Annotated in this window: 20 protein-coding genes; 6 read left to right on the forward strand and 14 right to left on the reverse strand. The window is 62.7% G+C overall.

What is annotated here, in order from left to right; genetic code table 11:
- The first annotated feature begins 115 nt into the window (after positions 1 to 115).
- Entirely contained in the window at positions 116 to 580 is a 465-nt protein-coding gene (gene bfr / locus OEG79_RS03150) for a bacterioferritin (RefSeq protein ID WP_264147391.1), read from the forward strand.
- Between the two features lie 46 nt (positions 581 to 626).
- On the opposite strand, the gene uvrA is transcribed toward bfr, so the two are convergent.
- Positions 627 to 3,461 carry an excinuclease ABC subunit UvrA gene (gene uvrA, locus OEG79_RS03155; RefSeq protein ID WP_264147392.1) on the reverse strand — a complete coding sequence of 945 codons (2,835 nt, stop codon included), beginning with the start codon at positions 3,459 to 3,461 and terminating at the stop codon, positions 627 to 629.
- 191 nt (positions 3,462 to 3,652) lie between these two features.
- Between uvrA and OEG79_RS03160 the strand changes: the two genes are divergently transcribed.
- Positions 3,653 to 5,047 carry an MFS transporter gene (locus OEG79_RS03160; protein WP_264147393.1) on the forward strand — a complete coding sequence of 465 codons (1,395 nt, stop codon included), beginning with the start codon at positions 3,653 to 3,655 and terminating at the stop codon, positions 5,045 to 5,047.
- 9 nt (positions 5,048 to 5,056) lie between these two features.
- Positions 5,057 to 5,548 (forward strand): single-stranded DNA-binding protein, encoded by a 492-nt coding sequence (locus OEG79_RS03165; RefSeq protein ID WP_003463262.1) that lies wholly within the window; start codon positions 5,057 to 5,059, stop codon positions 5,546 to 5,548.
- A gap of 103 nt (positions 5,549 to 5,651) precedes the next feature.
- Here OEG79_RS03165 and OEG79_RS03170 read toward each other — a convergent pair whose 3' ends face one another.
- The 13 genes from OEG79_RS03170 to OEG79_RS03230 all read right to left on the reverse strand — a co-directional run bounded on the left by OEG79_RS03170 (position 5,652) and on the right by OEG79_RS03230 (position 19,000).
- A complete protein-coding gene (locus tag OEG79_RS03170; protein ID WP_264147394.1) occupies positions 5,652 to 6,353 on the reverse strand; it encodes a TadE/TadG family type IV pilus assembly protein in 702 nt (233 codons plus the stop codon).
- Positions 6,350 to 6,769 carry a tetratricopeptide repeat protein gene (locus tag OEG79_RS03175; protein WP_230925650.1) on the reverse strand — a complete coding sequence of 140 codons (420 nt, stop codon included), beginning with the start codon at positions 6,767 to 6,769 and terminating at the stop codon, positions 6,350 to 6,352. Before OEG79_RS03175 ends, OEG79_RS03170 begins: the two co-directional genes overlap by 4 nt.
- Positions 6,751 to 7,104, reverse strand: coding sequence for a DUF192 domain-containing protein (locus OEG79_RS03180; protein ID WP_264147395.1), 354 nt, complete (start codon positions 7,102 to 7,104; stop codon positions 6,751 to 6,753). The genes OEG79_RS03175 and OEG79_RS03180 overlap by 19 nt, the downstream gene beginning before the upstream one ends.
- Positions 7,101 to 7,979 (reverse strand): type II secretion system F family protein, encoded by an 879-nt coding sequence (locus tag OEG79_RS03185; RefSeq protein ID WP_264147396.1) that lies wholly within the window; start codon positions 7,977 to 7,979, stop codon positions 7,101 to 7,103. The genes OEG79_RS03180 and OEG79_RS03185 overlap by 4 nt, the downstream gene beginning before the upstream one ends.
- A gap of 1 nt (position 7,980) precedes the next feature.
- Positions 7,981 to 8,838: a type II secretion system F family protein gene (locus tag OEG79_RS03190; RefSeq protein ID WP_264147397.1), complete on the reverse strand. Its 858-nt coding sequence runs from the start codon at positions 8,836 to 8,838 to the stop codon at positions 7,981 to 7,983.
- On the reverse strand, positions 8,831 to 10,489 hold the full coding sequence (locus OEG79_RS03195) for an ATPase, T2SS/T4P/T4SS family (RefSeq protein WP_264147398.1): 1,659 nt from the start codon (positions 10,487 to 10,489) through the stop codon (positions 8,831 to 8,833). The genes OEG79_RS03190 and OEG79_RS03195 overlap by 8 nt, the downstream gene beginning before the upstream one ends.
- Positions 10,490 to 10,496: 7 nt before the next feature.
- Positions 10,497 to 11,936, reverse strand: coding sequence for a type II and III secretion system protein family protein (locus OEG79_RS03200; protein WP_264147399.1), 1,440 nt, complete (start codon positions 11,934 to 11,936; stop codon positions 10,497 to 10,499).
- Between the two features lie 66 nt (positions 11,937 to 12,002).
- A complete protein-coding gene (gene cpaB, locus OEG79_RS03205; protein ID WP_264147400.1) occupies positions 12,003 to 14,030 on the reverse strand; it encodes a Flp pilus assembly protein CpaB in 2,028 nt (675 codons plus the stop codon).
- 56 nt (positions 14,031 to 14,086) lie between these two features.
- Positions 14,087 to 15,061 carry a hypothetical protein gene (locus OEG79_RS03210; protein ID WP_264147401.1) on the reverse strand — a complete coding sequence of 325 codons (975 nt, stop codon included), beginning with the start codon at positions 15,059 to 15,061 and terminating at the stop codon, positions 14,087 to 14,089.
- A 2-nt stretch (positions 15,062 to 15,063) separates the two neighbouring features.
- The gene (locus tag OEG79_RS03215) at positions 15,064 to 15,729 is read right to left on the reverse strand and encodes a hypothetical protein (RefSeq protein WP_264147402.1); all 666 of its coding nucleotides are present in this window, start codon (positions 15,727 to 15,729) and stop codon (positions 15,064 to 15,066) included.
- Positions 15,722 to 16,702 carry a hypothetical protein gene (locus tag OEG79_RS03220; RefSeq protein WP_264147403.1) on the reverse strand — a complete coding sequence of 327 codons (981 nt, stop codon included), beginning with the start codon at positions 16,700 to 16,702 and terminating at the stop codon, positions 15,722 to 15,724. The genes OEG79_RS03215 and OEG79_RS03220 overlap by 8 nt, the downstream gene beginning before the upstream one ends.
- Before the next feature lie 11 nt (positions 16,703 to 16,713).
- Positions 16,714 to 18,696, reverse strand: a complete 1,983-nt coding sequence (locus OEG79_RS03225) for a hypothetical protein (RefSeq protein WP_264147404.1) — start codon at positions 18,694 to 18,696, stop codon at positions 16,714 to 16,716.
- Positions 18,697 to 18,748: 52 nt separating this feature from the next.
- Positions 18,749 to 19,000 (reverse strand): Flp family type IVb pilin, encoded by a 252-nt coding sequence (locus OEG79_RS03230; protein WP_264147405.1) that lies wholly within the window; start codon positions 18,998 to 19,000, stop codon positions 18,749 to 18,751.
- Positions 19,001 to 19,382: 382 nt separating this feature from the next.
- On the opposite strand from OEG79_RS03230, the gene OEG79_RS03235 reads away from it, so the two are divergent.
- From OEG79_RS03235 to OEG79_RS03245, 3 genes are read left to right on the forward strand one after another with little or no spacing between them, the layout of a single operon-like run.
- Positions 19,383 to 19,913 carry a molybdopterin-dependent oxidoreductase gene (locus OEG79_RS03235; protein WP_264147406.1) on the forward strand — a complete coding sequence of 177 codons (531 nt, stop codon included), beginning with the start codon at positions 19,383 to 19,385 and terminating at the stop codon, positions 19,911 to 19,913.
- Entirely contained in the window at positions 19,913 to 20,965 is a 1,053-nt protein-coding gene (locus OEG79_RS03240; protein WP_264147407.1) for a response regulator, read from the forward strand. The genes OEG79_RS03235 and OEG79_RS03240 overlap by 1 nt, the downstream gene beginning before the upstream one ends.
- The gene (locus OEG79_RS03245; RefSeq protein WP_264147408.1) at positions 20,962 to 22,317 is read left to right on the forward strand and encodes a sensor histidine kinase; all 1,356 of its coding nucleotides are present in this window, start codon (positions 20,962 to 20,964) and stop codon (positions 22,315 to 22,317) included. The genes OEG79_RS03240 and OEG79_RS03245 overlap by 4 nt, the downstream gene beginning before the upstream one ends.
- Positions 22,318 to 22,382: the final 65 nt, after the last annotated feature.

Below are 22,382 nucleotides of genomic sequence, written 5' to 3' on the forward strand. Positions count from 1 at the left end.
GCGTCAGTAAACCGCAACGCCTCCCTCGGGGAGGCGTTGTGCTTTTACTTGACCGGGCAGGGTGTCAGGCGGAGCATTGCCCTCTGTTCATGAATGCAACAAGGATTTGTCCGGCATGAAAGGCCATACCGAAGTCGTCGACTATCTCAAGCATCTGCTCAAGGGCGAACTGGCTGCTCGCGACCAGTATTTCATCCATTCGCGGCTGTATGAGGACTGGGGCTTCAGCAAGCTCTACGAGCGCATCAACCACGAGATGGAAGAGGAAACCCAGCACGCCGACGCGCTACTCAAGCGCATCATCTTCCTCGAGGGTGTGCCGGACATGGTGCCCAACGCCTTCACCTTAGGGCAGACCGTGCCCGAGGCGCTGAAGCTCGACTTGGCCTTGGAATACGAGGTGCGCGCGGCGCTGAGCAAGGGCATCGAGCTGTGCGAGAAGCATCAGGATTACCAGACCCGCGAGATCCTCCTGACTCAGCTCAAGGACACCGAGGAAGACCACGCCTACTGGCTGGAGATCCAGCTGCAGCTGATCGACAAGCTCGGGCTGGAGAAGTACCTGCAGAGTCAGATGTAAGCTGACCCGCAAAGAAAGAGCCCCGCATGTGCGGGGCTCTTTCGTTTCAGGCGCGGTCGCGTTCCAGCAATGGCTTGAGGAAGTGTCCGGTGTGCGAGGCCGGATTGGTCGCCACCTCTTCCGGGGTGCCGGTGGCGATGATCATGCCCCCCCTGGAGCCGCCCTCGGGGCCGAGATCGACCAGCCAGTCGGCGGTCTTGATCACGTCCAGGTTGTGCTCGATCACCACCACGGTGTTGCCGTGATCGCGCAGGCGGTGCAGCACGTCGAGCAACTGCTGGATATCGGCGAAGTGCAGACCGGTGGTCGGCTCGTCGAGGATGTACAGGGTCTTGCCGGTATCGCGCTTGGACAGCTCGCGACTCAGCTTGACCCGCTGCGCTTCGCCACCGGACAACGTCGTCGCGCTCTGGCCCAGCTTGATATAGGACAGGCCGACGTCGATCAGCGTCTGCAGCTTGCGGGCGATGGCCGGTACGGCATCGAAGAAGGCGCGGGCGTCCTCGATGGTCATGTCCAGCACTTCGGTGATGCTCTTGCCCTTGTACTTCACTTCCAGGGTTTCGCGGTTGTAGCGCTTGCCCTTGCAGACATCGCAGGGCACGTAGATGTCCGGCAAAAAGTGCATTTCCACCTTGATCACACCGTCGCCCTGGCAGGCCTCGCAGCGCCCGCCCTTGACGTTGAAGGAGAAGCGCCCCGGGCCGTAGCCGCGCGAGCGCGATTCCGGCACGCCGGCGAAGAGTTCGCGGATCGGCGTGAACAGGCCGGTGTAGGTTGCCGGGTTGGAGCGCGGCGTACGGCCGATCGGGCTCTGGTCGATGTCGACCACCTTGTCCAGGTGCTGCAGGCCGTCGAACGAATCGTAGGGTGCTGCTTCCAGGCTGGTGGCGCCGTTCAGCGCGGTGGCGGTGATCGGGAACAGGGTGTTGTTGATCAGCGTCGACTTGCCCGAGCCGGACACGCCAGTGATGCAGGTGAGCAGGCCGACCGGAATCTCCAGATCGACCTTGCGCAGGTTGTTGCCACGCGCGCCCTTGAGCTTGAGCGACTTCTTCTTGTCGCGCGGGGTGCGGGTGGCCGGGTACTGGATCTTCTTGCGTCCGGACAGGTAGCTGCCGGTCAGCGACTCGGGGGCGGCCATCACCTGATCGGGGGTGCCCTGCGAGACGATCCGCCCACCGTGCACGCCGGCGCCGGGGCCGATATCCACCACGTAGTCGGCCAGGCGGATGGCGTCCTCGTCGTGCTCGACCACGATCACCGTGTTGCCGAGGTTGCGCAGGTGGGTGAGGGTGGCCAGCAGGCGCTCGTTGTCGCGCTGGTGCAGGCCGATGGAGGGCTCGTCAAGGATGTACATGACGCCCACCAGACCGGCGCCGATCTGGCTGGCCAGGCGGATGCGCTGCGCTTCGCCGCCGGACAGGGTGTCGGCGCTGCGATCGAGGGTCAGGTAGTCGAGGCCGACGTTGACCAGGAACTGCAGGCGCTCGCGGATTTCCTTGAGGATCTTCTCGGCGATCTCGCCGCGGCGGCCGGTCAGGTGCAGTTTGCCGAAGTAATCGCAGGCATCACCCACCGGCAGGCCGGTGACTGCCGGCAGGGTCTTCTCGCCAACCCAGACGTGTCGTGCCTCGCGGCGCAGGCGGGTGCCGCGGCAGTCGGGGCAGGGCTGGGTGCTGAGGAACTTGGCCAGTTCCTCGCGCACGCTGTTCGACTCGGTCTCGCGATAGCGGCGCTCGAGGTTGGGGATGATGCCCTCGAAGGGGTGGGAGCGTTTGACGATATCGCCGCGGTCATTGAGGTACTTGAAGTCCACGCTCTGCGTGCCGCTGCCGAACAGGATCACCTTCTGGTGCTCGGCGGCCAGCTCGTCGAACGGCTTTTCCAGGCTGAAGCCATAGTGGCTGGACAGTGAACCGAGCATCTGGAAGTAGTAGACGTTGCGCCGGTCCCAGCCGCGAATGGCACCTTCGGCCAGGGTCAGCTCGCCGTTGACCAGGCGCTTGGCGTCGAAGAACTGCTTGACGCCCAGGCCGTCACAGGTCGGGCAGGCGCCGGCCGGGTTGTTGAAGGAGAACAGCTTGGGTTCCAGCTCGCTGATCGAATGGCCGCAGTGCGGGCAGGCGAAGCGTGCGGAGAAGATGATCTCCTCACCCGGCTCATCGTCCATCGGCGCGACCAGGGCGATGCCGTCGGCCAGGCCGAGGGCGGTTTCGAAGGATTCGGCCAGACGCTGCTGCAGGTCTTCGCGCACCTTGAAGCGATCCACCACCACATCGATGGAATGCTTTTTCTGTTTATCCAGCTTGGGCAGTTCGTCCAGTTCATGCAGCTTGCCGTTGACCCGGGCGCGAACGAAGCCCTGCGCGCGCAGCTCCTCGAATACCGACAGATGTTCGCCCTTGCGCTCGCGCACCACGGGGGCGAGCAGCATCAGCTTGCGGCCCTCCGGCAGGGCCAGCACCTGATCGACCATCTGGCTGACGGTCTGCGCCTCCAGCGGCACGTCGTGATCCGGGCAGCGCGGCGTGCCGACACGGGCATAAAGCAGGCGCAGGTAGTCGTAGATCTCGGTGATGGTGCCGACGGTCGAGCGCGGGTTGTGCGAGGTCGACTTCTGCTCGATGGAGATGGCCGGCGACAGACCTTCGATGGTGTCGACGTCGGGCTTTTCCATCATCGACAGGAACTGGCGGGCGTAGGCCGACAGCGACTCGACATAACGGCGCTGGCCTTCGGCGTAAAGCGTGTCGAACGCCAGCGAGGACTTGCCGGAGCCGGACAGACCGGTGATCACGATCAGCTTGTCGCGCGGCAGGGTCAGGTCGATGTTCTTGAGGTTGTGGGTGCGTGCCCCACGGATCAGGATCTTGTCCACTTAGGGAACCTCTGAAAGCTGTCTGCGTTGCCATTGCCGCGTCAGATTCTGGCGGCTTGCAACGGGCCTCGCTGGGCGGGCGGAAAACGGTCGAGTATAGGGCCTGCCGCTACCCTGCGGCAAAGTGTGCGCCTGTGCCGAAACGACACCGGCTGCTAGAATCGCCGGCTGATTTCCTCAGGGTTCATTCGATGCACGATCCGCACAGCGAGCGCATGAGTAGTAGCGAGACCCGCGCGGCCGGTGGCCTGGCGATGGTGTTCGCGTTTCGTATGCTGGGCATGTTCATGGTGCTGCCCGTGCTGGCCACCTACGGCATGGATCTGCGCGGCAGTACGCCGGCGCTGATCGGCCTGGCCATCGGTGCCTATGGTTTGACCCAGGCTGTGCTGCAAATTCCCTTCGGCGTGCTCAGTGACCGCATCGGCCGACGCCCGGTGATCTATGCCGGCCTGCTGATATTCGCCGCCGGCAGCGTGCTGGCGGCCAATGCCGACTCGATCTGGGGCGTGATCGCCGGTCGCGTGCTGCAGGGCGCCGGAGCGATTTCCGCAGCGGTGATGGCGCTGCTCTCGGATCTGACCCGCGAGCAGCATCGGACCAAGGCCATGGCCATGATCGGCATGAGCATCGGCCTGTCGTTCGCCGTGGCGATGGTGGTCGGCCCGCTGCTGACGCGGGCTTTCGGTCTGTCCGGGTTGTTCTGGGCCACCGGGGCGATGGCGCTGCTCGGCATCCTGATCGTCGTCGGCATCGTGCCCAGGGATGCCGGGCCGTTGCAGCACCGCGAGTCCGGCGTGGCGGCACAGGCGCTGTGGCCGACGCTCAAGCATGGCGACCTGCTGCGCCTGGACTTCGCCATCCTGGCCCTGCATGCGGTGCTCATGGCCAGCTTCGTCGCCCTGCCGCTGGCGCTGGTGGAGCAGGGCGGGCTGGTCAGGGAAGAGCACTGGTGGGTCTATCTCACTGCGCTGCTGATCGGCTTCTTCGGCATGGTGCCGTTCATCATCTACGGCGAGAAGAAGCGCCAGATGAAACGCGTGCTGCTGGGCGCGGTGACGGTGCTGCTTCTCTGCGAGCTTTACTTCGCACTTTTCGGCGATGGTTTGCGGGCGCTGGTGCTGGGCATCGTGGTGTTCTTCACTGCGTTCAACCTGCTCGAGGCCTCGCTGCCGTCGCTGGTCAGCAAGGTGGCTCCGGCGGGCGGCAAGGGCACGGCGATGGGCGTCTATTCCACCAGTCAGTTCCTCGGCGCCGCGCTGGGTGGCATTCTCGGCGGCTGGCTGTACCAGCATGTGGGCCTGAGCGGCGTGTTCATCGGCTGCGCCTTGCTCTGTGCGATTTGGCTGGCCATTGCTGTTACTATGCGCGAACCGCCGTACGTGACCAGTCTGCGCCTGCCGCTCGACGCCGCGGCACTGGCCGATGTCGGACTGGTCGAACGCCTCAAGGCGACGCCTGGAGTGGCGGACGCCGTGGTGGTGGTCGACGAAGCGGCCATCTATATAAAAGTCGATACCCAACAAGTGGATCGCACGACGCTGGAAAGCCTGATCGTATCGGCGCCAGCGGCGTGCCGAGTCTAGGAGAACGTTATGGCCCGTGGGGTTAACAAAGTCATTCTGGTCGGCACCTGCGGCCAGGACCCGGAAACACGCTACCTGCCTAGCGGCAACGCGGTAACCAACCTGAGCCTGGCCACCAGCGAGCAGTGGACCGACAAGCAGACCGGGCAGAAGGTCGAGAAGACCGAGTGGCACCGCGTTGCGCTGTTCGGCAAGGTTGCCGAGATCGCCGGCGAATACCTGCGCAAGGGTTCGCAGGTGTACATCGAGGGCAAGCTGCAGACCCGCGAGTGGGAAAAGGACGGCATCAAGCGTTACACCACCGAGATCATCGTCGACATGCAGGGCACCATGCAGCTGCTGGGCGGTCGTCCGAGTGGTGACGAAGGCGGCGCGCCGCGCCAGTCGCGTCCGGCTCCGCAGCGCGAGCCACAGCAGGCTCCGCGTCAGGAGCGTCCGGCTCCACAGCAGGCGCAGCCGGCACCTGACTACGACAGCTTCGACGACGATATCCCGTTCTGACTGAACGAATGTCATGAAAAACCCGGCCTGCCTTCGCTTGCCGGGTTTTTTATTGCCTGCGTTCGAGTGTGGTTCGGTCTGCCGTGACGATCCGACCTTCGGTTCAGGGGCAGAGCATGCGGTTGCCGCAATAGTCCTCGTCATAGGACGCCGGGCTCTGCATGCGTACGGTGGCCTCGGAGGTGACGACGAAACCGCGCCGCCCTCGGCAGACAGCCTCGTATTCGCTGGTGGTCTCGCGCGAGACCTCGCGGAAGCTGGCTACGGTCTGCCGGTGATTGAATGCCGAGGCGGAGCTGAGCAGGTGCTCGACCATCGGCACTATCAGGCGCATGCAGTACTGCACGCGGATCTTCAGCAGGTTGGCATCCTGCAGGCTCAGGCCGCTGCCGTCGTTCTGGTGGTGCATCAGGTTGCTGTTACGGATTGCCAGACGTGTTTCGCCATCACCGAGCAGGTCCTCATGATCTTCTTCGTAGTCCGCGAACATCGCGGTGCTGGGACTGACGCGAGTGATCAGCACGAAATTGTCGACCTCCAGGGCCGTCCGCTCCATGCGCTCGTTTTCCGGGAACTGGCTGAACATCGGGTACATGCCACGTAGCAGGCCGCGGCGCATGTCGGTGTACTGCGCGCTGTTCATCGAGCCGATACGGGCGGCCTGAAACGCGGCGTAGTTCAGGCCGTTCTTGGCCGAGTAGATCAGCGCGGCCTGCACGGCACCGAAGATCAGGATGATCAGCACCGGGATGATGATCAGAAACTCCACCATTGCCTGGCCATGTTCGGTGCGGCGCGGACTCATGGGCTGGCCTCCAGCAGCCGCTCGGCACGTTTGAGCGCCAGGTCGGCATGCGGGCTCTGCGCGCTGAGATAGCGCTGCATCTCGCTGGCGGTCAGCCGGGCTTCCTGAAGCTGTACCTGAAGCAGGTTGTGCCAGGCACGCGCGTGCTGCGGATCGCGGGTCAGCGCATCGCGGTAACTGGCGATGGCGCCGGCGTGATCACCCTGGCGTGCCAGGCTGTTGCCACGCTGGAAGCGCACGCCCGCGTCGGTGGGCAGGGCCCTGGCCAGACGTTCGTAAAGTTCGCTGGCGCGGGCGTAGTCCGCGTCGCTATAGGCGCTGTCGGCCTGGCGCTGCAGCTCTACCAGGTCGCCGCTCGCCAGAGTGGCGCAGCCGGTCAGGGTGAGCAGGATGAGGGTCAGCGATAGTGCTCGCATTGCACGATGTCTCCAGGTTGGATGCCGAGGCGCTGGCACTCGCCCGCAGCCAGTTCTATGACGCTGCGTGCTGGCCAGCACAGACTCAGGCTCCAGGGCTTCAGGGTGTGGCGCACGGCGATGACGCGCTGCTGGCCGTCCAGGTACAGCAGGTCGATGGCAAAGCGCATGAAAAAGCAGTGCACCGAATTGCACGGGGCGATCCACAGGCCGGTGGCCGGTGCCAGCCTGCTGCGGCCAAGCAGGCCCTTCAGGCGGGACCAGAGGGTAAAGGCGGGCTCCAGGCTCAGCGGTAGCTGGCGCCCGTCATGACCGAGCAGCTGCGCCGTGATCATGCTTCACCCAGGAACTTGACGACGATGGGGAAGAGCAAGATGACGAAGGTCAGCGGGAAGATGAACACGATCAGCGGAATGATCAGCTTTACTGGCGCCTCCATGGCGGTTTTCTCGGCACGCTGGAAGCGTTCTTCCAAGCGCTGCTGAGCCTGGATCTGCAGGGTGGTGCGCAGGCTGCTGCCCATCTTTTCCGCCTGGATCACCGAACGCACGAAGGTCGACACGTCCTTGATGTTGATCCGCTGCTCCATGCGCGCCAGCGCTTCGGCACGCGGCAGACCGGAGCGGATATCACGCAGGACAATGCGGAACTCGTTCTTCATGGCGCCGTTGGGACCCTTGTCCACAGCCTGCTGCAGCGCGCCGAGGAAGTTCAGACCGGCGTCCACGCACATGGTCAGGTACTCGAGAAATACCGGCAGGTTGCGGACGATGTCCTGGTCGCGGCGCTTGTGCGTATCGTGAATCCACATCACCGGCAGCAGCGCGCCCATGGCGACCATGAGCGCCACGACCGACCAGATGATGCCGCTCTTGCCGGTGGCCATGGGCAGGATTGCCAGTAGCGGCAACAGCAGGCTCATGGTCAGGCACAGCGCGACGAAGTCCTCCGCCGTGAGCACGTACAGCGCCCCGGTCTTCTGCAGCTTCGCGTCGACCTTGTCCATCAGGCGCGGTGGCAGGTTGCTGCAGAGGAAATGGTTGATCAGACGCACCAGAGGCCAGATCGGCCGAACCCAGCTTGGCACAGGGTCCATGTAGGCGCGGTTTTCCTCCGGCAGCAGCGAGAGCAGCGAGATCAGCAGCAACAGGAAACAGGTGACGGTAATGCCCAGGCTGGTGCTGCTGAGCAGGGCCAGTAGTTCGCTCATGTCAGGCGTCGATCCGGGTGATTTTTCTGATGAAGACGAAGCCCATGATCTGCATGATGATCATCACGCTGAGCACGATCAGGCCGTTGCGCGTGGTGTACAGCTGGCTCATGGCTTCCGGTTCGATGAAGCTGAGAATCACCGCGAGGAAGATCGGCAGCATCGCCATGAAGGTGCCCTGGGCCTTGCCCTGCGCGGTGAGGCTGTCGATCTTGCCTTCCATGACCTTCTTGCGGCGCAACATCGCGGCCAGGGTGTTGATGGTTTCCACCAGATTGCCGCCGACCTCGCGACTGATGCGTATGGCCGAGCTGGCCATGACGAACGAGGGCAGGGGCAGGCGTTGTTCCAGCTTGATCAGTGCGTCTTCCAGGGTTACACCCAGGCGGATGTTCTTGATCAGCAGGCCGAATTCCTGGCTGAGCGGGGCGGGCGACTGCTGCACCACGTTCTCCAGCGCCATGTTCAGGCTGGCGCCGGACTGCAGGCTGCTGGACAGCAGCATGAAGGCGTCGGGCAACTGTTCCTCGAACTGGCGCAGGCGCTTCTTGCGCAACTGGCCGAGTACCAGCTTCGGCACGAACAGCATCATGATCGCCCCGGCGATCGTGATCAGAGTGATGTCGAACAGTACGTGAAGGAACAGCGGTACCAGCACCAGCAACATGGCATTGAGCACGAACAGCTGCTTGCCACTGGCGAAGATGAACATGTCGGCCATGTCCAGTTCTGCGCTGCGGCTGAACTGTGACCGGTAGAAGGACAGCTGGTCAGCCACCCGCTCCGACAGCAGCAGAGCCAGGGAGAAGCCGCCGAGGGCGAGCAGGGCGGCGCTCAGGTAGAGCAGCAACTCAGACATCGTGGGCTCCCGGGCGGAAGATGCCCATGTTCACGCCGATGCCGCGCTTGTTCAGCTCCTCGTAGAACTCCGGCACCTGGCCGGTGGCGTGATAATGGCCCTTGACCCGGCCCTTGTCGTCGAAGCCCTGCTGCTGGAAGGCGAAGATCTCGTTGAGCTGGATGGTGCTCTGCTCCATGCCGGTGATCTCGGTGATGCTGGTGATACGCCGCGAACCGTCGCCGAAGCGCGTCTGCTGGACGATGATCTGCACTGCCGAGGCGATCTGCTCGCGGATGGCCTGTACCGGAAGGTCCATGCCGGCCATCAGTACCATCACCTCCAGACGCCGCAGCATGTCGCGCGGGCTGTTGGCGTGGCCGGTGGTCAGCGAGCCGTCATGGCCGGTGTTCATCGCCTGCAGCATGTCCAGAGCCTCGCCGCCGCGGCACTCGCCGACCACGATGCGGTCGGGGCGCATCCGCAGGCAGTTGCGCACCAGATCGCGGATGGTCACCTGGCCCTTGCCTTCCATGTTTGCCGGACGCGCTTCCAGCGCTACCACGTGCGGTTGCACCAGCTTCAGTTCGGCGGCGTCCTCCACTGTCACCACGCGTTCTTCCATGGGGATGAAGTTCGACAGAATGTTGAGCAGGGTGGTCTTGCCTGAACCTGTACCGCCGGACACAACGATATTCATGCGCTGTTCCACCGCAGTTCGGAGGAACTCCACCATTGGCTCGTTGATCGAGCCGAAGCGGATCAGGTCATCGGTGGTGAGCTTCTTCTCTGAGAACTTACGGATGGTCAGGCACGGCCCGCGCAGCGCCAGCGGCGGAATGATGGCGTTGACCCGCGAGCCGTCCTTGAGGCGTGCGTCGACCATCGGCGAGCTTTCGTCGATGCGTCGGCCCAGCGGCGAGATGATCCGCTCGATGGTCGACAGTACAGCCGCGTTGGAGCTGAAGTTGATCGGGGTTTTTTCCAGACGTCCGGCCCGCTCGACGTAGATGTCATCATGGGCGTTGACCATGATCTCGCTGACGCTTTTATCCGCCAGGAGGTCCTCCAGTGGGCCGAGGCCGGTAGCCTCGTCCAGCACGATCTTGTGCAAAACTTCGCGCTTGACCGTCGGTGGCAGGCGCCCGGCAACCTGGCCGAGCAGTTCGTCGACCAGGTCGGACAGGGTGGCGCGTACTTCCTCCGGGCCCATGCTGTCGAGGTTCATGCGGCGCAGATCGAGGGCGCGGAACAGCTCGAGCTGGACGAACTGAGCCCACTCCATATAGGCCTCGCGGCCGTCGTCGGCCACTTCCGCCACGATCGCCGGAGCCTCGCCCTCGGCGGCAAGCTCGGGCATCAGCGTCTCGTTCTGTGCGCTGATGGCCCTTACCCGCACCAGGTAGCCGCCGATGGCGATCACGTCGTCCGGGGTCAGCGGTCCATGGCGGCTGACCGGACGATCATTGACGCGAACCTCGTAACCGCGGCTGACATCCTCGACGAACAGTCCGGCCAGTGACTGCTCGATACGCGCATGGATCGGCGCGACCTTCCAGCCGCGCAAGCGGATCAGCCCTGTGCGTGCCTTGCCCAGTTCGCAGATGGCACTGGTGCAGGTCAGCTTGTCGACCGGTTGGCCGTCCTTGTAGGTGACTTCGATCTCGAACATGGGCGCCTCAGTCGATCAGTTCGATGGCGCCGTAGGCGGCCTGGTACTGATCGACCATCCGCTGCTGGCGCTGGAGTTCTTGCTCGGTCGGATTGCCGGCGCCGGGGGTAAGCAGGCGCGGGGTGATGAAGATCACCAGTTCGGTGCGGTTGCCCTTGCCGCTCTTGTTGCTGAACAGCGTGCCGAGTACCGGCAGGTCCTTGAGGAAAACGATGCCTTCGCGGGTGATCTGGCTGTCCTCGGTGACCAGACCGGACAGCACCAGGGTTTCGCCGACCTTGAGCTGCACTTCGTTCTCGGTACGGCGGGTCTTGAATGCCGGGTATTCACCGACCTGGTTGGCCTTGTCCAGTTGACTGATCTCGGCCAGCACATGAGTGGCGATCTGGTCGCTACCGTACAGTTGCGGGGCGATGTTGAGCAGGATGCCGAAATCCTTGTACTCCACCGATGGGCCGTTGATGCTGCTGGTCACCACCGGCACCTGGCCGCCGACGGTCAGCTCGGCCTTGCCGCCGCTGCGCGCCGACAGGCGTGGGGAGGCCAGGGTCAGCGCCGAGCCGTTCTTCTCCAGCAGGTTGATGCGTGAGCTGATCTCGCTGGCGATGCCCCAGTTGCCCTGCCAGCCATTCACCGTCTGGCCTGCACTGCTGCCGCCGTCGGCGGCGAATTCGACGTAAGGGCCGGCGATGCTGGTGCTCCAGTTGATACCCAGTTCTTCAACGTCATCCTTGGCAAATTCGGTGATGCGTACGTCGAAGTAGATCATCGGTGCAAGGAATTCCGACATCGGCTGAGCCAGGACCAGAATGTCCGGGTAGCGCTCCTTGAGCAGTTCGATACGACTCATGTCGACGGCATGCAGGTCGCCGTCGATGACGATCTGCCGGCCAACCGCCTTGATCTTGATTCCGGGAATCTGTCCGAGCATGGCCTGGACTTCCTCCAGGACCTCGGCCGAATCGGCCTTGGTCGCCGCGCCGCTCTGCTCTTCGGCCAGTACCAGCACGTTGTCGTAGAACTTGGCCGCCTCCTTGACCCGGCTCAGGTATTCGCCGCTGAGGCGACCCTCGAGCACCACCTGACGGCCGACAGTACGGATCTTCAGACCCGGGATATCACTGAGCAGCGCTTTCAACTCGCCAAACTGACGGTAGCCGTTGGCCTTGGCCACCACCACACTCATCTGTTTGCGGGTGTTGTCGTCGAACCAGACCTGCACCGTGGTTTCGCCGGGCTGCTGGGCGGTTACCACGATTTCCTCGTTCTTCAGCATGGTGGCGCTGATGATTTCCACATTGCCTACCGCGACGCGCTCGACCCCCGGCGCTTCCAGAACGCGAACGTCGCCGTCGTAGAGCACGACTGCATTGGGCAGCTCGGCGGCATGACCGGCACTGCACAGGCACAAGGCGCAGAAGACGCCGAATACGCTTTGTTTTTTCATGATTGCCCCAGCAAAAACTTCTTATATGGTGGTCACGTGCCGCGGCGCGGCACGTTGAGGTTCGGGTTATTCCAGGCGCAGCGTCTGAACCGGAATTACGCCATTGCTGCCGGTGCCTCCGGGGATGAACTGGATCATTCGATTGGCTTCGCGCTTCGGCGCGCTGCTGTCGCGCGGAGTCTCCAGGCCGACGGTGACGCCGCGGTAGAGAACGTTGCCATTGGCGTCGATCACCTTGCCGTCCACCAGGCGGCCGATCAGCTTGCCGTCAGGGCCATACACGCGGTCGCCACGCAGGGTGCCGATAACGTTGCCCTGGGCATCACGGACGATCTGCACGACGTCCTGCTGCACATCGAGGCTGGCGCCTTCGATGGCCTTACCGCTGCTATCGACGGCCTTGCCGTCCTTGATCGAACCGACGGAGCGGCCCTGCGCATCGATGATCTGGTCTCCGACAACCGTGCCGATCACATTGCCGTTGGCGTCACGCACCACCTGGGCCGCATCGGCCAGCGGTTTGCCATCGGCGCCGAGCAGGGCCAGTTCGACCTCGCCAAGCACCTTGCCGCTGGCATCGAGCACCTGGCCGTCCTTGACGGTGCCGAGCACCTTGCCGTCGGCATCGACCAGCTTGCCGTCCTTGATTGTGCCGAGGATCTTGCCGTCGGCACCGCGGACCACTTCGCCCATCTCCCCGACCAGATTGCCGTTGGCATCGAACAGGGCGGTGCTCAGGGTGCCGAGCACCTTACCGTCCAGACCGATGGCCTGGCCGTCCCTGACATGGCCGATGAGTGCGCCCTCGGCATTCTTGATCTGGTCGCCATCGACGAAGCCGATGATCTTGCCGTTGCCATCACGGACCACCGGGCGTTCGTGAGTTTGCGCCGCTGCAGCGGCTTGCACCTGCGAGCTGCGCATGTCGATGACCTGACCGCTGGCATCCAGGGCCACGTTCTCCTCGACGCGGCCCAGGCTCTGGCCGTCCAGGCCGACGGCCTTGCCGTCTTCATATTTGCCGATGACCTGACCGTTGCGATCGACCACCTGGCCGTTGACCACCTTGCCGATCACGTTACCGGCCTCGTCGCGGACCACGGTGGCCTGTTCGCGCATGCGCAGCAGCGGATCGTCGGCCGCCAGACCGCGGACGATGCGGCCCATGACCTTGCCGTCGAGGCCAATGGCCTTGCCATCGACGATATGGCCGATGATGCGCCCGTCGAGCCCGACCACGTTGTCGCCAATGATGCGGCCGAGCAGGTTGCCGTCTGCATCGAGCACCACATCGACGGTTTCCGCCGGCAGCGGGTCGAGCAGGCTGGCGACGGTGATCTGGTCGAGCGAGGCGTTGCTCGTATCCTTGGGATTACGCAGTACGGCAACCAGTTCGCCAGCCTTCTCCGCGACTTCAACCCGCGCCGCCTGGGCGGGCGAGAGCATCAGCGAAAGGGTGGAGAACCCCATGTTGAAGCCGTCGGCGGAATTGCGGTCGTAGTGTTTCTCGTACTTCTTGCCCTTGGCATCCTCGCGCCCAGCGGCCAGTACCTCGACGTTCTCCAGAACGGTCATGACGACCTGGTCGGAGTAGTTCGGTTGCTGTTGCAGGCCGACATCACCCGCGGAGAAGCTGCCCAGCAGGTCGATGCGATCACCCGGGCGGAGCATGCCGTCGAAGGAGTTGATCTTGTTGACCTGCACGGTCTTGATGCGCTTGCCCAGCTCGACGTTCTCGGAAAGGCGCGAGACGCGAGTGCTTTCCACCGCGTCCCAGGTAATCGGCCGGCCGCGCTGCAATGGGGTGATCACCATGCGGTTCTCTACCCGCGGCCAGTCCTCAGCCAGCACCGCGTTGGAGGGCAGGTATTCACGTGGCACGTCCATGGCTGCGACATTTTCCCGTGACAGGGTCTGGGACTTGCCGATGTCTTCCTTGGGGACAACTACCGCAACCATGACCTGCGTGGCAGGTTTGTAGGCAGCCTTGTACTGGGACTCCTTGGCCTTCAGGTACGCCCAGCCCAGAACTGCGGCCAGCAGCCCGCAGGCGACCGCGATTATCAGTAGTTTTTTACCTGAAACCGATGACATGTTGCTCCCCGTTTCCTAAAGATGCCCGCTACTGCAGGGCGATCGCGATGTGCTTGTTATTTGTCTGATACGACCCAGTGCCCGCCCGGATAGAGCGTGGCCTGCTTGGCTGCGTTGCAGGCCGCCGCAGTGGTTCTCACGTTGCGCAGCGAAGCCGGATCCGCCAGGGCCTGCTTGCCCGAGGAGCCCAGCGTGGCCACCGGCGTGCTGAAGCCGCCTACGGCGATGATGTCGATGTCGGCCATCTGCGCGTTGCTCATCACCACGCACGGCGAGATGCCTTCCCAGCCCGTTGGCGGGGTGGTGTAGGCCACGCTGAGCAGTTGTTCGGCGCTGGCGCTGATGCCGCCGGCACCGAGGGTGGTTTGTGCGTAGACGCTGGCAAGGCCGAAGATCTTGCCGCGCGTCTCGAAACCGGCGGCCTGCTTGCCGTCGCCAACGTAGAGCGTGTTGGTGGGCTCGCGTTTGTCGACGGTAACGCCGGCGGGCAGGGTCAGCGGTCGATAGCTGCCAGGATGGTAGTAGCCGCCATTCATGTAGTAGGCGAAGCCCAGCAGATTGCCACCGGCGTCATACAGCGCCTGAAGGGTCAGCGCGTTGCCTCGGCTATCGATGGGGGTGACGCTTACCGGGTTGCCGTTGTTGTCCACGCATAGTCCGGTCATGTCACAGGTGGCGATGGTGTCGCCGTTCTTGTCGACATAGCGGTCGCCGTCCTGGATGCCGATCAGGTTGCCCAGTTCGTCGAAGATCCCGGTGGGCAGGCTGGCGGCGGGCAACTCGATGTCAGGCTCGCCGGGCTCGGTTGAGCCGTCGTCGTAGTCTTCGCCGGGAGCCACTTCGTTGAAGCGCACGCGGTGGCTGTCGTACAGCTGAACACGGTTCATCTCGCGCGACTGGGTGGCGTAGTTGTCCTGCATGGCCTCGAAGATGCTCTCGACGTCGGCCATGGTGGCTACCATCACCGCACCGGTGACGCCGAGCACTACCAGGTACTCGGTCATCGACTGACCGTTCTGCCATTTGCGCATGATCAATGATCCATCCGGGTCAGCAGAACCTGGGTATTGGTTTCGTGGCGCAGCAGCCCGATGGTCATCAGCTCGCGGCCCTTGGCGTAATTGAGCACGACGCTGCCGGCGAGAGTGCTGCGGTGTTCCAGTTGCCAGCCCTGGTGCAGCATTTCGCTTTCATACCAGGCACGAGTACGGTGGATGTCGTCGGCTATCAGCAGCAGGGTCAGGCGACCCTTGCGCAGAGGGTCATCACTGCGCATGTCGCTGACCACATGGGCATCGGCGGGCATCGGCACGCCTTCGCCCAGCGCTCGATCACTGGCGTTCGGCGCGGGCGGGTTGGTCAGCAGCAGCTTGCCGTAGCTGTAGCGCTCGTTCTGCGCCTGTACCTGGACCATCATCATGCAGCGGTCGTTGAGGTGCAGTATCTGCTCCCAGGGGCCGAAGGTGGTGTAGTCGACGGCGTCCTTCCATTGCTTGCCGTAAAAACTCTTCACCTGCTCCGGCGTGGTCGGGACGCGGAAGCTGCGCACATTCATGGCGTTGTTGTTCCACTGCATGCCATCGGCAACCATGCCGAGCAGCATGGAATCCATGCGCGGGAAATCATCGTAGTCGCAGGCGCCATGCGCCTGGCTGCTGAGCAGTGCGAGCATGGCGACGAGAGGAGTGAGCTTAATCATCGAGATAGCAGAAGCCGGTTCGGGGGTTGCACTTGACGTCGCTGTCGGGGATCGGGGCGGTGTTCACCGGGGCCAGATCAATGTGTTTGAACGACGGCTCCATGATGCTTACGGCGGTCTTGATACCGTCCCATAGCGGGTTGTCTTCCAGGCCGGTACCGAGGACGAAATCGTCGGATTTCTCTCGCATGTGCAGTTCGTCCTGCGCCACCCAGGCATCGGCCAGGATCGCTGCGCGGGCGTTGAGGGAGAGTGGGGCCTCACCAATCAACGGCTTGTTTCCCAGCGAACTACCGGCCAGGGATACCGGTATGCGCACGTCGCTGCTGTAGAGATTGCGGCGAGGGTGGGCGATCTGCAGCAAGTCTGCGTCGCCCTGGCCGAAACTGAGGATGTTCACCACATCCGCGATGGGTTTCATCAGGCTGTTGTAGCCGCCGACCAGGGTGTTGGCGATCGAGGCGGGCGCGCTGTTGCTCATGCTGGACCCTCCGGCGCTGGCGCCGGCCAGGGTCATGGGACGACTGTCGCCGCTGGTCCAGCGCCAGAAACGATTGGTATCGGCGTTGCCTGGGGCGGAGATGTCGTCGTCGCTGAACAGACGCGCCTTCTGCTCGTACGTCAGCAGACGTTTCTCGGCGCTATTGAAAATGTCTGCGTTGCTGCGGGTCGGCAGCCCCTCGACCGTGTCGAGTTGCGCATACAGGCTGCGGTCGGCTGGTGAAATCGACGATATCTGACTGCGGTCGTACTGCGAGGGACTATGGTCGCGGCTGTTCTGCCCGAGGTAATCCTCGGTCGAGCCATACCAGACGGTGCGCTCCCAGGCCGCGTAGCGCGCCATTTCCTGCGACTTGAAGGCCATGTCGGTGAGCTTGCCGATCACCGGTACGGCAACAAACATCAGCAGCAGGCAACCGGCAACCATGACCACGAACTCGGCCATCGCCTGTCCACCGATGCGATGGGGCATGCAGGATGTCTTCATTGCAGTGTATCCAGCATGCCGGCCTTGACCTTTTCCAGCACACTGCCGCTGATTTCGTTGATCACCGGTTTGGCGACCGGGGCGATCACCGGCGGCAACTTCTCCAGGGCACGGTCGATGCCTGGCAGGATCAGGTAGTCGGTCGCCACATCCATCAGCAGACCGACCACGGTCGCCGGGCCGAAGTCCGACAGGCCCAGCACGTCGGCGAGATCGATTTCGCCGGACGCGATCATCTGCACGACCTTGCTCGGTTCGCGCAGGCGGGCATCCCACCAGGGACTGTACTGGTTGGGGGATTCATCCCGACCGGGCGGCGGGGCGAAGTAGGTCTCGGCCGAGGAGATGGTCATCATGCGCTCGGAATCGCCGCCCCAGGCAAAGTCCATCGGGTTATCGCGTGTATCGGTATCCAGCGCGAAGCGACCCTGACGAAGGTTCAGGCTGCTCGGGTTGTCGCTGGTTTTTATGGCTGACAGCGGCTTGGAGACGGCAACGGTAAATTCCTTGCTACGTCCGCTTTCGGCGTGCGCTTCTCCCAGGGCGAAGAACGAAGGCGAGCCGCTATAGCCTGTGGTGACGTCTTCGGCACGGTTCAGACCATAGATGCTCAGCACGTTGCCCCAGGCCCAGGTGGCGGCGTGGATTGGGTCCATGGCGTCACCATAGGGGGTCTTCGATATCAGGCCGGCTTCGACAGGCGTTCCCCACTGCGGGCCGAACAGCTTTTCGTCACCGACGTTAGTCACCAACTGATGCGTCGCTCCGCCTAGCGGGATGCCCATGCCAAAGCCGAACTCCAGTGGCGGAACATCGACGCAGCCGAGCACGGGCAGGCAGATGCGTATCTGCAAACCGACGTCGATCTGGAAGCCGATCGAGCTGTGATCCACCGAGGCCCATCCGTAAACCGGTGTCTTGCTGCCGACGGCCGACGTGCTGAGCGGGTTGTAGACGTAGGCGGTGCCACCTTCGTTACCCACGCCGACGAAGGCCGCCAGGTTCAGCTTGATCTCGAGAAAACCCAGGGAGAAATTCAGCGAGAGGTCCAGTGACGGACCGAAGTTGAAGTCGCGCTGATTCAGCCAGGTGTTGCGCTGTGTGTTGACCAGCGCTGCGTATTCTCGAGCGGCGTTGCGTGAGTCAATATCGTTGGGCGTGCCAGTTTTGCTGTGCATCTCCGGTGCAACGTTGACCAGCATTGAGCTAGGCATCAGGTCACCGGTCTTGGAGCCGAGGAAATCGGCCAGAAACCCTTGGTCGTCAGGCTCTTCCAGGCCTTCGGAGTTATTGGGCGACGTCGGCAGCGTTCCGCCCGGGGGCGGCTCGCTGGCTACCAGTTGGGTGAGCAGATCCTGCACCGGCAACATGTCGGCGAAGTAGGTCAGGATGAAGTTCTGAATCAGCAGCGCGGTGCTTAGCGGCGCCACTTCGAGTGTGTCGCCGCCGGGTTTGTCCATCACGTGCCGGCCGACCACGTCTGCGGCTATTTTTGTCTGCGCCTCGAAGGTGGCAATGGCGAAGGCTTTCTGGAAAAAACCCATGATGGTGTTGAAGCTTGATACCACCTGTGGATAAACATTGACCACCGGTAGCGAAACGAAGCGCGCGCCAATTCCAAGGATTTGCCACGGCAGTGTGGCGATGCTGACCACGTCACCAATGGTTGGGCGCGGAATGATGATGGCAATCGGTAACTGATAGATCGGGAAGCTGTTGATCCACCGCGGCATGTTGGCGTAGCGCTTGCCCCAGGAAGCCAGCGCCACGACCTGACCGACCGACAGCTCATTGGCGACGATAGCGCGGTTGGTGTAGGCGATCAGGTTCTGGTGGCGAGCAAACAGCTTGGCTTGGGAATAGGCCGCAGCATCGGCGGCGTTTTCGACCTGCACGCGGTCACGGGTTAGGATGCCCTGGTTGAAAAGCAGGATCATCCCAAGCCCGATCAGCCCCATGAACAGCAGGCCAAATACCATGGCCTGACCATTCTGCCGTCTGTTTCTCACCGCGCGTGCTCAGCTCTGCCGATTACTGACGCTCGTCTTGCTTGAAACTGCCGAGATTATGAGCGGTGCCGCCTGCCTGTTGAGCCTCGGTGCCGGTGGCCTTGGCCGCCTGCGTGGCCTCTCCGCCGCCCAGTTCGGCGGCCATGTCACCGACCTGCTCACGTACGGTGCTACCGAACAGGTTGTAGACGACGATTGCAGAGATGGCTATCAGTGCAACGATGATGATGTATTCGGTCATTCCCTGACCTAGTTGGCGGGTGCGTGACTTCATGGGCATAGTAGCGCTCCTGAGATTGGGGCCTGAATCAAGCAGGTTCCCGCCGCGTGATTACGGGCAGGCACTGCGAGTGATATTGAGCGGAACTTTAAGTGGCCCCGATTGTCCTGCGCCCCGTTCGTTCAGATAGGTTTTCGGTCGATATCTTGAAAATGTACTTTGCATTCATTCACGATATGCGCCGTTTGCCCTTGAACAGGGCCCGTAGAGGCTCTGGATCGCGCTTTTTGAGCTGTTGATCAATGGGTCAGGAATTGTCGGTGGAAGGAGTCACGCCTTTTTGAAACGGCGCTTGGCGATGTTGGTCGGGTGCTGCTGCCAGTTACTAACTAGAAGAAACGAGTCGTTCGCGACTTGAACAACGAGGTGGCGGTCAATGTTATTGAAAACGGTTCGTTGCAACGCTCCTGCCCAGGGGCGCAAGCAAGCCGTGCGTGCCGTGGTAGCGCTGGGGCTGATGGTGTTGGCTGCCGTGACGCATGCGGAAGGCCTGTTCTCTCCGATGTTGACGCTGCGTATGGGCGATCGGGTGGTGACGCTTGAGCGGGAGCAACTCGATGCGATGGTCCAGTCCGAGTTGCAAACCAGTACCACGTTGCAACCGCAGATCGGCCGGTGGCAGGGAGTGCTGGGGCGTGATCTGCTGGCTCATCTGGGAATCCCCGAGGGCGTGGTCAGGCCCATGACCATGCGTTCTTGGGACGATTACCGCATCGACATGACCACCGAGGACTTTTATCTCTGGGATGTGTTGATTGCCACCCGTCTCAATGGCGAGCTTCTTGGAGTGGAAGACCTCGGGCCATTGCGTGTGATCTATCCGCGCGACCAGCATAAAGCGCTTCAGGATTCACGCTTCGACCACCGCTGGGTATGGCTGCTGCGCAGCATCGAGGTGACTCCCTGATGGGCGCCTCGGGCAAGGTTCGCGTGCTGTGTATCGAAGACGAGCGAATGCTATTGGATGACCTGCGCGACGAGTTGTGTGCCGCAGGTTACGAAGTGAGCACGGCGGAATCCGCGCACCAGGCGTTCAAGCTGCTGGGCGAATTCACTCCGGATCTGATTCTGTGCGACGTGATGCTGGGGGGGGATGACGCAGCGGATGGCTATGCGGTTCTGCGGCACGTTCGAGATCAGCGTCCGGATCTGCTGGCTACACCGTTCATCTTCCTCACGGCATTGAGTGAACGTGATGACCTGCTGCAGGCGAAGCTGCATGGCGTCGACGATTATCTGGTCAAGCCGGTTGACTACGATCTGTTATTGGCGACGATGTCCGCTCGTTTGCAGCAGGTCGGTCGATTGAAGGGCGCCCGAAGCAGTTCTCGCGACGAGCAGGTGGAACGCATGCGCAGCGTACTGTCGCAACTGCCGGGGGCGGTATTGCTTTGCGATGGCGATGGGCGGCTGCTTTATGCCAATCAGCGCTCCCAGCACCTGCTCCAGGAACAGGCGCTATGGCGGGTGGACGGCGCCGGAACGGTGATCTGGCCACATGCTGTGCCCGAATCGGTACGCCAGTTGCATCTGAACCTTCGGCAGATGTCTGCGCTGCCAGGAGAGTCTCGTCGGGTACAGACTCTGGACATGCGCAACTCCGGCGACAACGCATTGGTCAGCCTGATCAAGGTCGATTGTGGTGATGCCTCGATGGTGGCTGCCTGTCAGTTGTTTGCCCTGTTCATCTGCAACGCACAGAGCCGCCCGGCGCCTGATGAGGAGGCGCTGCGCATGCTGTTCGGTCTGACGCGCACAGAAGCCAAGGTTGCGCGGCTCCTGGCGCTTGGCAAGCGTAGTGAAGAAGTGGCAGAAGTCTTGTTTGTGTCGGCTACCACCGTCGCCTTTCACCTGCGTAATCTCTTTCAGAAAACCGGAGTTTCTCGACAGAGTGACCTGGTGGCACTGATCCTTGCTGCTGGCTGGACTTTGCCGAATCTCGGTGGGGAGCAGTTGTGAGGGCAGCAAGGTGGCTGCGAGCGCTGGCGCTTTTGCTGGTGGTATTTTTCGGCGGGCTGCTGAGCTACAGCCTGATTGCGCTGCTGGATCTGCAAGAGGAACTTGCCGAGGACCTGGGGGAGAACATGGTCTGGGCTGCAGGTCAGGCCACCTATCAGGCCAGTCTGCTGCTGCAGGCGAGTCAGTTGCCCAGTGAGGGGCATCGGGGCAATGCTGCATTGCAGCGACATCTTTTGCGGGCGCGGCTGGAGGTTCTGCTGTCCCCTAGCCAGGCCAATTTCATGCAGCGCGCCGGTGTGCTCGAGCAGCTGCAGCAGGCCAGAAATCAGCTCGGGGAGGCCGACGTCGATCACGCGGCGATGCAGGCGCTGCTTCACGATATCGGTCGCAAGATCATGCAGGTCGAGCGCGAGCAGGCCGGTGAGCGTCGCGACGCCTACAAGCGACTGATGCATCAACTGATTTTGTCGATTCTCTGCGTCATGGCCGCTGGCGGGGTGCTGTGCTGGCAGTTACTGCGCAGCATGTGGGCGAGCCAGCGAGCTCACGACCAGATTGCCGAGCAGCATCGCCACGCCCGTAAGCTGCTCAGTGACCTGGAGCACGAGCGCTCGGTGCGATTGCGCTATCGCGATTTCGTCTCGTTGATGTCACATCAGTTGCGTACTCCCTTGTCGGTCATCGACTCCAGTGCTCAGCGACTGATGCGCCAGAATGGAAGCGAGTCGGGCCCAGTGGCCGAGCGGTCGCAGCGCATCCGCTCTTCGGTAGGGCAACTCAACCGCCTGGTTGGGCGCCTGCTCGACGGACTGCGGCTGGACGAGACGGGTACCTTGGTACAGAGCTCCCTGGTACTGTCGCGCTGCCTCTGGCGGGATATCGTCAGTGAGGCTATTGAACGCTTCGCTGACACGCTGGCGGGGCGGCAGGTGCAGCAGGAATGGGCCCTGGAGTGTGAAGGGCAACTGCTTTGCGACCGCCTGTGGAGCGTGGAGATTCTCGTCAACCTGCTGTCGAACGCGCATAAGTACAGTCCGCCAGACCAGCCGATCCTGATCAGGGTATGGAGACGAGACAACTGGTTGTATTGCGCCGTACGTGATTTTGGCACTGGCGTGCCGGAGGCGGAGCATGCGCAGATCTTCGAGCGCTTCTATCGCCGCGCCGGTACCCAGCATCTGAGCGGTGTTGGGCTGGGACTGCCGATTGCCCGCACGCTGGCACAGTGGCAGGGGGGTAGTCTGAGCGTGCGCAACGCCGAGGATGGCGGCGCCGTATTTACCCTGGCACTTCCCATCGGCAGCGGCGATGACGATATCGCCCAGACTACGGCCCTAGTGCTTCCCGCCTGATCGCGCGACCGCACTGGCCCTCGCCCGGCTGCGGGGTACGACGTGGCGCGTTATAGTGACGTACG

Source organism: Pseudomonas sp. Z8(2022) (genome assembly GCF_025837155.1).
GTDB lineage: Bacteria > Pseudomonadota > Gammaproteobacteria > Pseudomonadales > Pseudomonadaceae > Aquipseudomonas.

What these genes read in the sequence shown, in the direction of transcription:
- bfr (WP_264147391.1), top strand. Translation starts at nt 116, where the DNA reads ATGAAAGGCCATACCGAAGTCGTCGACTATCTCAAGCATCTGCTCAAG.
- OEG79_RS03160 (WP_264147393.1), top strand. Translation starts at nt 3,653, where the DNA reads ATGCACGATCCGCACAGCGAGCGCATGAGTAGTAGCGAGACCCGCGCG.
- OEG79_RS03165 (WP_003463262.1), top strand. Translation starts at nt 5,057, where the DNA reads ATGGCCCGTGGGGTTAACAAAGTCATTCTGGTCGGCACCTGCGGCCAG.
- OEG79_RS03170 (WP_264147394.1), bottom strand. Translation starts at nt 6,353, where the DNA reads ATGAGTCCGCGCCGCACCGAACATGGCCAGGCAATGGTGGAGTTTCTG.
- OEG79_RS03175 (WP_230925650.1), bottom strand. Translation starts at nt 6,769, where the DNA reads ATGCGAGCACTATCGCTGACCCTCATCCTGCTCACCCTGACCGGCTGC.
- OEG79_RS03180 (WP_264147395.1), bottom strand. Translation starts at nt 7,104, where the DNA reads ATGATCACGGCGCAGCTGCTCGGTCATGACGGGCGCCAGCTACCGCTG.
- OEG79_RS03185 (WP_264147396.1), bottom strand. Translation starts at nt 7,979, where the DNA reads ATGAGCGAACTACTGGCCCTGCTCAGCAGCACCAGCCTGGGCATTACC.
- OEG79_RS03190 (WP_264147397.1), bottom strand. Translation starts at nt 8,838, where the DNA reads ATGTCTGAGTTGCTGCTCTACCTGAGCGCCGCCCTGCTCGCCCTCGGC.
- OEG79_RS03195 (WP_264147398.1), bottom strand. Translation starts at nt 10,489, where the DNA reads ATGTTCGAGATCGAAGTCACCTACAAGGACGGCCAACCGGTCGACAAG.
- OEG79_RS03200 (WP_264147399.1), bottom strand. Translation starts at nt 11,936, where the DNA reads ATGAAAAAACAAAGCGTATTCGGCGTCTTCTGCGCCTTGTGCCTGTGC.
- cpaB (WP_264147400.1), bottom strand. Translation starts at nt 14,030, where the DNA reads ATGTCATCGGTTTCAGGTAAAAAACTACTGATAATCGCGGTCGCCTGC.
- OEG79_RS03210 (WP_264147401.1), bottom strand. Translation starts at nt 15,061, where the DNA reads ATGCGCAAATGGCAGAACGGTCAGTCGATGACCGAGTACCTGGTAGTG.
- OEG79_RS03215 (WP_264147402.1), bottom strand. Translation starts at nt 15,729, where the DNA reads ATGATTAAGCTCACTCCTCTCGTCGCCATGCTCGCACTGCTCAGCAGC.
- OEG79_RS03220 (WP_264147403.1), bottom strand. Translation starts at nt 16,702, where the DNA reads ATGCCCCATCGCATCGGTGGACAGGCGATGGCCGAGTTCGTGGTCATG.
- OEG79_RS03225 (WP_264147404.1), bottom strand. Translation starts at nt 18,696, where the DNA reads ATGGTATTTGGCCTGCTGTTCATGGGGCTGATCGGGCTTGGGATGATC.
- OEG79_RS03230 (WP_264147405.1), bottom strand. Translation starts at nt 19,000, where the DNA reads ATGAAGTCACGCACCCGCCAACTAGGTCAGGGAATGACCGAATACATC.
- OEG79_RS03235 (WP_264147406.1), top strand. Translation starts at nt 19,383, where the DNA reads ATGTTATTGAAAACGGTTCGTTGCAACGCTCCTGCCCAGGGGCGCAAG.
- OEG79_RS03240 (WP_264147407.1), top strand. Translation starts at nt 19,913, where the DNA reads ATGGGCGCCTCGGGCAAGGTTCGCGTGCTGTGTATCGAAGACGAGCGA.